The sequence below is a fragment of the Streptomyces pristinaespiralis genome (assembly GCF_001278075.1).
Classification (GTDB): domain Bacteria; phylum Actinomycetota; class Actinomycetes; order Streptomycetales; family Streptomycetaceae; genus Streptomyces; species Streptomyces pristinaespiralis.
The window spans coordinates 8,050,065-8,061,882 of record NZ_CP011340.1 but is presented as its reverse complement, the minus strand read 5'-3'; the positions used below and the strand labels follow the sequence as shown (position 1 = coordinate 8,061,882).

The following is an 11,818-nucleotide window of genomic DNA, read 5'->3' as shown; positions in this document are numbered from 1 at the left end:
TCCGGTCAGTCCTTCCGCGCCACGTAGTAGACGTTGAGCGGGTCGCCTTCGACGGTCCGGACGTCGACGCGCGGGAAGCCGGCCTCGTTGAGCATCCGCACGGCTGTCTCCTGACCCCAGACGGTGCCGAGGCCGGCTCCGCCGGTGCTGAGCGACGTCGTCATGCAGTAGAAGACGGAGAAGCCGAAGAGAGCGGGCCCGAAGGGGTGCCCCACGTTCTTCTCGAGCCTGCTCGACGCGGCGATGTCTCCCATGAGGAAGGTGCCGCCCTGCCTCAGCGACCCGGAGATCGCGGCCAGCGTGGCGTCCGGCCCGGCGAGGTCATGAATGACGTCGAACGCCGTGATCAGGTCGTACTCGCCGCTGATCTCCGCCGAATCACCGATCAGGAAGCGCACGTTGTCGAGCCCGAGCCGGGCCGCTTCCGCACGGCCGGCCTCCACGCCCGCCTCCGACTGGTCGAGACCGTGGAAGCGGCTGCGGGGGAAGGCCTTCGCCAGCACGACGGGTGCGTGACCTTGTCCGGTGCCCACGTCGAGGGCGTCGATCCCCGCGCGCAGCCGTTCGGGCAGGTCGGGCACCAGGGGGATGATCGTGTCGACCAGCGCCTGGTCGTAGACCCTGGCCGTCTCCTCGGCCTGGAGTGCCTGGAAGCGCGGATACGCCGAGTACGGCACTCCCCCGCCGTCACGGAAGCAGCGCACGACCTGCTGCTCGACCTCACCCATCAGCGCGATGTACTGCATCATGCCGGCCAGGTTGTCCGGTCCGGCCGCGGCGACCAGCGACGCGGCGTGCTCGGGCGGCAGTACGTACCTCCCGTGCTCCGGTTCGTACTCGAGGATGCCGCCGACGACCATGCCGCCGAGCCACTCCCGCACATAACGCTCGTCGAGCCCCGCCGACTCGGCGATCTCGTCACTGGTCGACGGAGGCAGGCCCGCGAGGGTGTCGAACAGACCGGTCTGATGGCCGACGCTCATCAGAAGGGCGAGGGCGCCCTTGTTCAGTACGTCCACCACTTCACCGGCGAACTCCTCCTGCCTGCCGAGGTCGCGGGACGTGCGCCGCGTATCGAGATCCGACATTGGCCGCTCCTTCCGCCGGGCTGCGGGGCGGACCGCGGGCGGGCCCGCATACGTCACATTACGCCGCAATACGGACCGGGATCTTTTGGAGCCGGAACGGCGGGAGCGCGGCTCCGGGCGGGTGGCGCCACCGCGGAAGCGGCCCTCCGATGCGGAACTCAGGGGAGTTGGGCGGCCACGCAACCCGTTGCGTGGCCGGGGTCCTGTCGTACGGCCCGGCTGCCGGCCGGCTCCGCGCGGCCCGTCGCGGGAGCGAGCGCGTCGGCCGTCAGGTGACAGGGAGCAGCAGTTCGGGACGGTCCCACATCACGGCCGGCGGGCGGGCCGGCACGGTGCCGGTCCGGCGGGCGCCGACGCTCAGGTAGAAGCCCTCGGCGGGCGGGTGCGCCACGATGCGGACGGTGTCGAGAGCGGCGGCGCGGGCGCGTCCGCGCAGGTGCTCGATCAGCAGCCGGCCGATACCCAGCCCCTGGGCGTCGTCGGCCACGAACATCAGGTCCAGCTCGGGCATGACGTCCAGCTCGGGCGGCGACAGCACGAGGGCGTAGAAGCCGAGCACCCTGCCGTCCTCGCCGGTGGCGGCGAACACCTCGTGGGACTCGATGTAGTCCGGCCCCACCCGGTATCCGGCGACCATCGGGGCGTAATGGCCCTGGTAGGCGCTGGAACCCCGGACCAGGCGGGTGAGCCGCTTCGCGTCCCGGGCGGTGGCCCGGCGGATACCGGGGGCCGTGGGGCCTGCGGTCCGGGACCGGCCGGCGCCGGGTGGCGTCAGGGGCGAAGTCATGTGACGAGTATGACGGGCGCGGTCGGCGGGCGACTCACCCCGGGGCTCATACCCCTCCCCCGCCATGGCCGGATTGTTTCGCAAACCACCTTGGATTAGGTTAGGCGAGCCTAACCTAAAGGGGAATCAGTGTGAGTACGACGATCTACCGGGACCCGTGGGGAATCCCGCATCTGCGCGCGGGGAACGCTCTTGACCTCGCCTTCGCCCAGGGCCGCAACGCCGCGGTCGACCGGGCCTGGCAGATCGAGGTCGACCGGCACCGGTCGCAGGGAACCTCCGCCGCCTTCCTCGGCGAGGAAGCCCTCGCCTGGGACAGGTTCGCCCGCATGTCGCGCCTGGACGACACCGCACAGCGGTGCCTCGCCGCGCTCGACGAGGAGACGGCCGCCTGGATCGGCCGCTACGTGGACGGCGTCAACGACGGCCTGGAGGCCGGTGCCGCACGCGATCCCCGCTTCGCGGCCGTGTCCCTCTCCCCCGGCCGCTGGCAGCCGTGGACGCCGCTCGCCGTCTGGCTCTCCACCCACATCCTGTTCGCCGGATTCCCCACCAAGCTGTGGCGCGAGGAGGTCGCCAGGGCGCTCGGCGACGGGTCCGTCGAGCTCTTCGCGACCGACGGGCCGGGCACCTCGGGAAGCAACGGTTGGCTCGTCGGCGGCGAACGCACCGCCACGGGCGCCGCGCTCATCGCCGGTGATCCGCACCGGTTCATCGAGGACCCGGGCATCTACCAGCAGATCCGGCTGGCCTGCCCCGAGTTCGACGTGGTCGGACTCGCCGTGCCCGGCGTCCCGGGCATCGCCCACTTCGGCCACACCGGCACCGTCGCCTGGGCCATCACCAACGCCATGGCCGACTACCAGGACCTCTACCGCGAGCGCCTCCGAAGACGCGGCGACGCCGTCGAGGCGCTCGGCCCCGACGGCTGGCGGCCCGCGCACGCGCACACCGAGTCGATCACGGTGGCGGGCGGCGATCCCGTCGAGGTCGAGGTGATCGAGACGGAGCGCGGGCCGGTGATCATCACGACCGACGACGGCTCGGAGGCCGTCAGCCTGCGCTGCCCCGTACGCGCGGGCGCGGGCATCGGCTTCGGAGCGCTGCCGGCACTGCTGCGCGCCAGGACCGTCGACGACGTGGACCGCGCCGTCGAGCAGTGGGTGGAGCCGGTCAACGTCGTCCAGGCCGCCGACACCGACGGCGGCCTGCTGCACCGCGTGGCCGGCCGGGTACCGCGGCGCGACCGTGCCAACCGGCTGCGCGTGGTGCCCGCCTGGGAGTCGCGGTACGCCTGGCAGGGCACCTACGAACCCACCCCCCGTGCGGCGGTCGACGGCTTCGCCGTGATGGCGAACGCGCGCGGCCTGGCCGCTCCGCTCGGCATCGAGTTCGCGCCCCCTCACCGTGCCGAGCGCATCCGGCAGTTGCTGGACGAGGCGCCGTCCTGGTCCGCCGGGGACATGTCGCGCATCCACATGGACACGTATCTCGCGTCCGCCGCCCCGCTGCTGGACCTGCTGGCCGGCCTGGAGGGGCTCGGCCCGGAGGCCGCCGCGCTGCGCGACCGGCTGGCCCGCTGGGACCGCCGCATGGACGTCGGCAGCACCGACGCGGCCGTGTACGCGGCCCTTCGCTCCGCGGTGGTGCTCAAGCTCTCGGCGAGCCCCGCGCTGGCCGGACTGGCCGAACTCCCCCGCCTCCCCGAGGTCTTCCTCCCCTGGCTGGCTCTGGTGCCGCGCGTCGCCTTCGCGCTCGAGCGGCTGCTGTCCCCGGGTGCGCTGCCCGGCCTCGACGCGGAAGCGGCGGTGCGGGAGGCCGTGGAGGAAGTGGCGGTGAGCGCGCCGTCCGGCGCCTGGGGCGACACGCACCGGCTCGCCCCCTGGCAGGCGCTGCCCGCCTCGCCGCCCGAGGAGTGGCCCTCAGTGTCGGGCGACCACGACTGCGTGCTGTCGACGGCGAGCGTGCCCGGTATCACCGACCGCAGCGCCCGGGGCCCGGCCGCCCGCTACGTCTGGGACCTGGCGCGCCGCGAGAACAGCCTGTGGGTGGTCCCGTTCGGCGCTTCCGGAGTGCCCGGGCACGCCCACCTGCGCGACCAGCTGCCGCTGTGGCTGGCCGGAGAACTCGTCCCCGTGATCACCGACTGGGACAGCCTGACCGAGGAGAGAGATGAGCACTGAGACCACCGCGCACCGCCGAGCGGCCGTGTACGAGCACACCGCCGCCGGGTTCGGGACGGTGCGGCTCGTGCCGTTGGAGCCGGCCGCCGACGCCCCGCTGATCCACGCGTGGGTGAGCGAGGAACGCGCGCGGTTCTGGGGCATGCTGGGGCACACCTGCGAACAGGTCCGTGAGACCTACGAGTTCGTCGACTCCCTCACCACGCACCACGCGTTCCTCGCCCTGCTGGACGAGGAGCCCGTCGCGCTCTTCCAGACGTACGACCCGGACGCCGACCCGGTGGGCGAGTGCTACGACGTGCGGCCCGGGGACTTCGGACTGCATCTGCTGGTCGCTCCCGCGCGGGAGGGGGCCCGCCCGGGCTTCACCGGCGTGCTCGTCGCGGTCTTCACGGCCTACGCGTTCACCGACCCGGCACATCTGCGGCTCGTGGTCGAACCGGACGCGCGCAACGAGAAGGCCATCGACCGGATGGTCCGGTCCGGGTTCGAGCTCGGACCGGAGATCGACAAGCCGGAGAAGCGTGCCCGGCTGGCCTTCCTCGACCGCGAGACCTTCGAACGGGGCCTGCCTGCGCGGTGAGGAGCGGGCGGCGGCCGGTCCCCGTGACCGGCCGCCGCTCCCCTCTCAGGCCCCCGTGTCGAGGAAGTCGGCCACGATCGCGGCGAACTCGTCCGGCGTGGCGATCCGGGTGCCGAGCTGCTCGGCCTTGTCCCTCTTCGATCCGGCGTTCTCCCCGGCGACGAGGAGCGAGGTGCGCTTGGACACGCTGGAGGAGGACTTGCCGCCGGCGCGCTCGATGAGCTCGTTCATCTGGTTGCGGCTCAGCTTCTCCAGTGCCCCGGTCATCGCGCCGGTGACGACGACGGTCATCCCGGAGAGCGGGCCCGCGCCACCGGCGGTGCTCGCACCCGCCCCGGTGTCCTGCCCTTCCCCTTCGGCTCCGGCCCCGTCCTCGGCACGCGCCGCGGGCGGGGTCGCGCCGGGCTCCGTCATGTTGACGCCCGCGGCCACCAGCCGGTCGATCAGCGGGGCCAGTTCCTCGAGTTCGGCCACGACCGTCCGGGCCTTCTCCACGCCGATGCCGTCGACCTGCTGCAGGGTCTCCGCGTCGGCGGCGCGTATGTGCTCCATGGCGGCGAAGTACCGGGCGATACGGCGGGACATGGAACGGCCGGTGCCCCGGACACCGAGGGCGCAGAACACCCTGGAGAGCGGACGTGTCCTCGCCGTGTCGATGGCGGCGAGCAGATTGTCGGTGCTCGTCTCTCCCATACGCTCCAGACCGAGCAGCTGCTCGCGGGTGAGGGTGAACAGGTCGGCCAGGTCGCGGACCAGTCCGGCGTCGACCAGCTGGACGACCCGGGTGACGCCGAGCCCTTCGATGTCGAGCTGGTCGCGCCCTGCCGCGTAGGACACCGAGGCGACCACATGGCAGTCCCGCCCCCGCACACAGCGCCAGCGCTGCTCGGAGGTGTCGATTTCGGAGCCGCACTGGGGGCAGACCTCGGGGAACACGACGGGCTGCTCCGCGCCGGTGCGCAGATGGGCGACCGGCGCCTCGACGCGCGGGATGATGTCCCCGGCCTTGTAGACCATCACCTTGTCCCCCGTGCGCAGATCGCGCCGGGTGATGTCGGCGGGGTTGTGGAGGGTCGCGTAGGTGACGGTGGACCCGTCGATCTCAACCGGCTCGAGCACGGCGCGCGGAGCGATGATCCCCGTCCGGCCCACGTTCCACTCGACGCCGAGCAGGGTGGTGACCTTCTCCACGGCGGGCAGCTTGTACGCGACCGCCCAGCGGGGAGCCCGGGAGCCGAAGCCCGCCGCGGCCTGGTCCGCCGCGCTGTCCGCCTTGATGACGATCCCGTCTATCCCGAAGGGCAGGCCGGGGCGGGCGGCGGCGATCTCGTCGATGCGGGCCTGGATCGCCTCGGTGGTGGTCAGGACGCGGGGGGCGACGGCGGTGCTGTCGGCGGTGTGCACGCCGAGGTCAGCGACGTAACGCATGATGCGACCGTGCCCCCACTCGCCGAGCCGGCCGGTGAGCTCCTCGCCGGACGCGGGCACCGCCAGTGCCCCGTACCCGAAGAAGGTCATCTCCACCGTGTACGCGCGGTCCTTGGCCCGCAGCGTGCCCGCGGCGCCGTTACGGGGATTGGCGAACGGCGCACCGCCGTGCTCGACGCGCACCGTGTTCGCCCGTTCGAACTGTTCCTCCGTCATGAGCACTTCGCCGCGGATCTCGAGCGTGACGGGCTCCGCGAGCGTGCGCGGCAGACCGACGATCGTGCCGATCGCGTGCGACACGTCCTCGCCCGCCGTGCCGTCACCCCGGGTGATCAGCCTGGTCAGGGCGCCCTCTTCGTAGCGTGCGGCGACCGCGAGGCCGTCGAGCTTCGGCTCGACGCTCCACTCCTCTACAGGGGGGCCCGTGCGTCTTTCCACGGAAGCGGTCCAGGCGACGAGCTGCTCGGCGGAGAAGACGTTGTCCAGGGACAGCATCGGGACGGTGTGCGGCACGTCCCCGGCCACCACCGCACCGCCCGCGACCTTCCCTGTGGGGGATGCGGGTGACGTCTCGTCAGGGTGTTCCTGCTCGTATGCGGCGATCCCGCGCACCAGACGGTCGTAGGCGTCGTCGTCGAGAGTGCTCTCGCCGGTCTCGTAGTATGCGGCGGAGGCACGGGTCGCGGTCTCGACCGCCGCCGCGTATGCGGCGGCGTCGGCGAGAACGGTGGCAGGCGCGACGGAAACGGCAGGTGAAGTCGTCATACCCCTATCGTGCCGCCCACCACTGACAACGCCCCCGCGACCGGTCGCCGGCCGTCCGCGGGCCCGCCCGCACCGGCGGTCCCGGGCTGGCGGCCACGGCGTCGCGCCGGTCGTCGGCCGGAGGTGGCAGCCCGACCCGAACGCCTATGGCATACGCCAAAGGCACCACCGGATCGAGTGTTGCCAAATGGCTTACGGCCGTCTGCTTGCTGTGCAACCCTCGTTATCGGTCCCTGTTCCAGACCCTGGCCGTGGCCGCGCCTGTATCGGAGTACGACATGCCGTCCCATGTGTTCGCGGACCGTCCCGCAGAGCCGCCCGAGCGCGGAACCGTAGACGCACTGATCAGCCGGACGCGCAGACTTCGCGGAGACGTCGACGCCGTACGCCCTGACGGCGCGGTGACCGAGGACGACCCCCGCGGGCGCTGGCAGCGTGCCCTGTGCGATCTGGCGCTCCATCACCTCGACGACCTCGGGGCGCACTTGGACCAGTTGAAGCAAGGGCTGCCGCCCGAGGCCGCGGACTCCTTCGCCGACGATCTCGCCGAGTACGAGGCCGACAGCGCGACCGGCGGCTCGCTGCTGAGCCGGGTCGGCAGCGCGGAGTGGAATCTCCTCACCGACGAGGTCAGCTGGTCCGACGAGCTGTACCGGATCCTCGGACGCGATCCCCGCCACGGCCCCATGTCGCTGGACGAACTGCCGTCCGTCGTCTTCGCCGAAAACCAGCCGATGCTGACGGCGATGGTGACGGACTGTCTGGTGGACGGACGCCCCATCGACGGCGAGTTCCGGCTGGTACGTCCCGACGGCCGGCTGCGCACCGTGCACATGATGGGCGAGCCGGTCCTCGACGCCGACGGCTCCACCGCCTCGATGTGGGCCGTGCTGCGGGACGTCAGCGCGCTGCGCCGCAGCCAGCGTGCCGTCCGGGAGAGCCGTGACTGGGTGCAGCGGCAGCAGCACATGGAGCAGACGGAGCGCCGGCTCGCTGCCGAGATGCAGGAAGCGGTGCTCCCCGCCCGCAGCGGCCCGCTCGTGAGCCCGCGCGACGGCCGGGGCTCCCTGGACGTCGCGGCCCACCACCTCCCCTCCCCGCTCGGCGCCCCCATCGGCCGCGACTGGTACGACACCCTCCAACTGCCCGACGGCGGCACGCTGCTGAGCGTGGGCGACCTGACGGGGCACGGAGTGGGCACCACCTCCGCCATGGCGATGCTGCTGGGCGGGCTGCGTGGCATGGCGGTGGCCGGTATCCGGCCGGGGCCGCTCATGACGCACCTCAACCAACTGCTCGACACGTCCTCGCACCCCGCGCTGGGCAGCGCCGTGTGCTGCACGTACACCCCGGGGACCAGGACGCTCTCGTGGGCGCAGGCCGGCCACCCGTCCCCCCTGCTGTTCCGCGCGGGGACAGGGACGGGTGAGGCCTTGACGGCACCGGACGGTGTGCTGCTCGGCGCGACGAGCGGAGCGGTGTACGAGCAGGCCGAAGTGACCCTCCGGCCCGGCGATGTGCTGGTGCTGCACACCGACGCGCTGACCCGCACGGGCACGACGACCGAACTCGGCGCGGACCGGCTGACGGCACTGGCAGCGCGGTTCGCCCGGGCCACGAACGCCCAGGAATGCGTCCGTGCGGTCGTGGAGGAGCTCGGTGAGCAGGAACGAGAAGGGGACGCGTGTGTGATGGTGGCGAGGGTCATCGCCTGACCGAGGACGCCGCACGGGCCGGTCGACGGCCCGGGTGGCCGGCCACCGGAATGACGGCAGTGCACCGCTGACGTCGGCTCGTGTCGATCCCCGCCGGGCGTCGGCTCTCCTCGCGCCTTGCTCGGCACCGGATCCCGTTCAGGCTCGGCACCGGCCCCTCGCCTCTCGGCGGTACCGGTCCCCTGGAGCCTCGGCCGGACCTAGATCCCCTTGAGCTTCGGCTTCGCCGACAGGCTGCCCGGCATCGCGATCTCGATCTCCTCCCGGAGGTCCTCGATCTTCGCGTAGCCGGCGTACTGGCCGGTCAGCCGGTACATCTCCCGGAGCCGGTCCCATGTCCGGTGCGAGGAGGTCTCCCCCATCGACACCAGCGCGAGCCTGGCGTAACGGTCCGCCTGTTCGGGGTCGTCGGCGATGAAGCAGGCGGACGCCAGCGAGATGTAGTCGAAGATCTTCGAGCGCTGCCGGCCGCCCTCGCGCAGTTGCAGAGCCTGCTTGGCGTGGTTCTGCGCGACGGCCGCGGCCGACGGCTCGTGGTCGGCCAGCGTGCGATACGCCAGCGCCTGCATGCCGTGCAGATCGGCCTCGTCGAACATCTGCATCCAACTCGGCGGCGGCACATCGCCCTTGTCGGAGACGAACAGCTCCTCCGCCTCGCCCAGGGTGCGGCGCATGGCCTGTCCCTGGCCCATGGACGCCTGCGCCCACGCCTCGATGGTGTGCAGCATCGCGCGGGTGCGCGGCAGCGTCTGCTCTCCCGAGCCCGACTTGGCGAGCTTCATGAGGTCGAGCGCGTCGTCGGGGCGGCCCAGATGGACCATTTGGCGCGCCGCCCTGGACAGGGCCTCTCCGGCGCGGGGGCGGTCACCGCCCTCGCGGGCCGCGTGGGCCGCGATGACGAAGTACTTCTGGGCGGTGGGTTCGAGACCGACGTCGTGGGACATCCAGCCCGCCAGTACCGCGAGGTTGGCCGCGACGCCCCACAGACGCCGCTGCAGATGGTCGGGGTGACGGTAGGCGAGCATGCCGCCGACCTCGTTGAGCTGTCCCACCACTGCCTTGCGCTGGAGACCGCCACCGCGGGCGGCGATCCACGCGCGGAACACCTCTACGGAACGCTCCAGCGCCTCGATCTCCTGCGACCCGATGGGGGCGGCCTCGTAACGGTCGTACCCAGCGGGGTCGGCGTGCAGAACATCGGAGGTGCGTGCGGCGTCCTGGGAGATCGCCGGGTCGGTCTTGAGCCAGTCGTGCATGGCGCTGCTGAGTGCTGAGCCCGCGGCAAGCGCCGCGCCCGCGCCCACCAGGCCGCGTCGGTTGAGCATGAGGTCCATTCCCGTGAATTCGGTGAGGACCGCCGCCGTCCGGTCGGGCGCCCACGGCAGGCCGTCAGGGTTCTCTGCTCCCTTGACGTCCCGCCGCCTACCCGCTCGCCCGCTCCGTGCGAACCCGAGGTCCTCGATGGTCACGACACGACCGAGTCGCTCGGTGAACAGAGCTGCCAGCACCTTGGGCACGGGATCGCGCGGGGTCTCCCCCAGGTCGATCCAGCGCCGGACCCGCGAGGTGTCGGTCGCCAGCTGCGGATGGCCCATGGCCGCCGCCTGCCGGTTCACGAGCCTTGCCAGCTCCCCCTTGGACCAGCCGGCCAGGCCGAACAGGTCGCACAGGCGGGTGTTGGGTTCTCTGCTCACGTCAAGCCCCCAGGTTCTCGGCTGAGTTGACAGTAACGCGCTGTCATGGGGCAGGCGACTATTCGCCAGGGTTCGCCAGGGTTCGCCAGATGGTGTGCCACCCGCGATGCGGTGTCAGGTAGGAAAGCGCCACCTCGCCCCGTCTGCCGGGGCACATTCCCCAGGGTGTTGCTCCTGGCATATGGGGCGAGGCGCGCACGCAACTGTCGGCACACGAAGGGATCTGTATCTCCCATGTACACAGCATCGTCCTCCGTGTCCGCTCCGCCCCGGCTGCAGCAGCGCAACGCCTTCCCCGCCGGTGCCGGTCCGTATCTCGACCGCGCCGACCCCGGTCGGGCACGCAGGACGACGGCCGGTGCGACGGGCCGGCCCCTCAGCGGGAGAATCGACCTGTCCGGCCCGCAGGGCGCGCAGCTGCGCAAGGCTGTCGCGTCGGTGCACCGGATCTGCCCCGAGTTCAATCCCGTGCAGGTGCTCCGCCGCAGCGGACGGTCCGTACTGATCGTCGGAACGACGGGGCGCACGACGGCGGTCGCCAAGTGCTTACTGGACCACTCGCCGGCGTGGGCCGAGCGGCTCCGGCACGAAATAGCTTCTTACCGCGCCTTCGTGCGGCACCGCCCACCGGTGCGGGTCCCGCGGCTCATCGCCGCGGATCCGGAGAACTGCACCCTGGTGATCGAGCGGATGCCCGGAAGGGCCGCGGCGCTGACCCGCCATCCGGTGGAGGCCCCCCCGCGCGCGGATCTGCGCGCCGCGCTGGGAGCGGTGGTGCGGCTCAACAGCTGGCGTCCGCCGGCCGGGATGTTCGACGCCCCGCTGGACTACGGTTCGCGGATCTCGCGCTACCACGAGCTGGGGCTGTTCACCGACCGCGACCTCGGAGACCTGCAGAAGCTGTTGCACGGTCTGGCGCAGGCCGGCGGCCGGCACGGGATGGGGCAGTTCTGTCACGGCGACGCGTTGCTCTCCAACATCCTGCTGTCGCCGACCGGTCCGGTGCTGGTCGACTGGGAGCACGCCGGCTGGTACCTGCCCGGCTACGACCTGGCGACGTTGTGGGCGGTGCTGGGCGACGCCCCGGCGGCCCGGCGGCAGATCAGCCAGCTCGCCCAGCAGGCGGGCACGGCGGCCCGGGACGCGTTCCTGGTCAACCTGATGCTGGTGCTGACCCGGGAGATCCGTACGTACGAGACCGCCGTGCAGCGCACGATGCGGGAGGCGCCGCCGGTGGTGGGTGCCCAGGCGCAGGCCGCGGGCCCGACGGCCGGTGAGGAACAGCGGCTGCTGCTGAGGCGGCTGCACGATGACTGCGCAATGGCCCGCAGGGCCGTGCGCGCGGCGGTCGGCACCCGCTGACCGGCCGCCACGAAGCGGCCGGTCCGTGGACCCGCCGCCGCAGAGGGGGAAGCGCGCTGCGTGCCCGGTGCCGACACACCGGGCACGCAGCGCACTGTGCTGCTCCGTCCGCCCTCGGCGATCACCTTGCCCGAGCGCCGCGCTGCCCCCTCCTCGCCGCGGAACCGCGGGCAACAATGCCCGGGAGACGGAGCCGTCCCGGCTCCTGGCCGG

General features: G+C 72.2%; 8 protein-coding genes. 4 read left to right on the top strand and 4 right to left on the bottom strand.

Annotated elements, in window-relative coordinates; genetic code table 11:
• Positions 1-5: 5 nt before the first annotated feature.
• Both SPRI_RS34595 and SPRI_RS34590 read right to left on the bottom strand, forming a co-directional pair.
• A complete protein-coding gene (locus SPRI_RS34595; protein WP_005321424.1) occupies positions 6-1,088 on the bottom strand; it encodes a class I SAM-dependent methyltransferase in 1,083 nt (360 codons plus the stop codon).
• A gap of 268 nt (positions 1,089-1,356) precedes the next feature.
• Entirely contained in the window at positions 1,357-1,875 is a 519-nt protein-coding gene (locus tag SPRI_RS34590; RefSeq protein WP_037775536.1) for a GNAT family N-acetyltransferase, read from the bottom strand.
• Positions 1,876-2,006: 131 nt separating this feature from the next.
• Here SPRI_RS34590 and SPRI_RS34585 point away from each other — a divergent pair, with 131 nt between their 5' ends.
• On the top strand, positions 2,007-4,058 hold the full coding sequence (locus SPRI_RS34585) for a penicillin acylase family protein (protein WP_005321420.1): 2,052 nt from the start codon (positions 2,007-2,009) through the stop codon (positions 4,056-4,058).
• Entirely contained in the window at positions 4,048-4,641 is a 594-nt protein-coding gene (locus SPRI_RS34580; RefSeq protein ID WP_005321418.1) for a GNAT family N-acetyltransferase, read from the top strand. Before SPRI_RS34585 ends, SPRI_RS34580 begins: the two co-directional genes overlap by 11 nt.
• Positions 4,642-4,686: 45 nt before the next feature.
• Here SPRI_RS34580 and ligA read toward each other — a convergent pair whose 3' ends face one another.
• Positions 4,687-6,834: an NAD-dependent DNA ligase LigA gene (ligA, locus tag SPRI_RS34575; RefSeq protein WP_005321416.1), complete on the bottom strand. Its 2,148-nt coding sequence runs from the start codon at positions 6,832-6,834 to the stop codon at positions 4,687-4,689.
• 278 nt (positions 6,835-7,112) lie between these two features.
• Between ligA and SPRI_RS34570 the strand changes: the two genes are divergently transcribed.
• The gene (locus SPRI_RS34570) at positions 7,113-8,549 is read left to right on the top strand and encodes a PP2C family protein-serine/threonine phosphatase (protein ID WP_053557659.1); all 1,437 of its coding nucleotides are present in this window, start codon (positions 7,113-7,115) and stop codon (positions 8,547-8,549) included.
• A 200-nt stretch (positions 8,550-8,749) separates the two neighbouring features.
• On the opposite strand, the gene SPRI_RS34565 is transcribed toward SPRI_RS34570, so the two are convergent.
• On the bottom strand, positions 8,750-10,243 hold the full coding sequence (locus SPRI_RS34565; protein WP_053557658.1) for a DNA-binding protein NsdB: 1,494 nt from the start codon (positions 10,241-10,243) through the stop codon (positions 8,750-8,752).
• Between the two features lie 234 nt (positions 10,244-10,477).
• Between SPRI_RS34565 and SPRI_RS34560 the strand changes: the two genes are divergently transcribed.
• On the top strand, positions 10,478-11,605 hold the full coding sequence (locus tag SPRI_RS34560; protein ID WP_005321408.1) for an aminoglycoside phosphotransferase family protein: 1,128 nt from the start codon (positions 10,478-10,480) through the stop codon (positions 11,603-11,605).
• Positions 11,606-11,818 lie beyond the last annotated feature (213 nt).

What these genes read in the sequence shown, in the direction of transcription:
- SPRI_RS34595 (WP_005321424.1), bottom strand. Translation starts at nt 1,088, where the DNA reads ATGTCGGATCTCGATACGCGGCGCACGTCCCGCGACCTCGGCAGGCAG.
- SPRI_RS34590 (WP_037775536.1), bottom strand. Translation starts at nt 1,875, where the DNA reads ATGACTTCGCCCCTGACGCCACCCGGCGCCGGCCGGTCCCGGACCGCA.
- SPRI_RS34580 (WP_005321418.1), top strand. Translation starts at nt 4,048, where the DNA reads ATGAGCACTGAGACCACCGCGCACCGCCGAGCGGCCGTGTACGAGCAC.
- ligA (WP_005321416.1), bottom strand. Translation starts at nt 6,834, where the DNA reads ATGACGACTTCACCTGCCGTTTCCGTCGCGCCTGCCACCGTTCTCGCC.
- SPRI_RS34570 (WP_053557659.1), top strand. Translation starts at nt 7,113, where the DNA reads ATGCCGTCCCATGTGTTCGCGGACCGTCCCGCAGAGCCGCCCGAGCGC.
- SPRI_RS34560 (WP_005321408.1), top strand. Translation starts at nt 10,478, where the DNA reads ATGTACACAGCATCGTCCTCCGTGTCCGCTCCGCCCCGGCTGCAGCAG.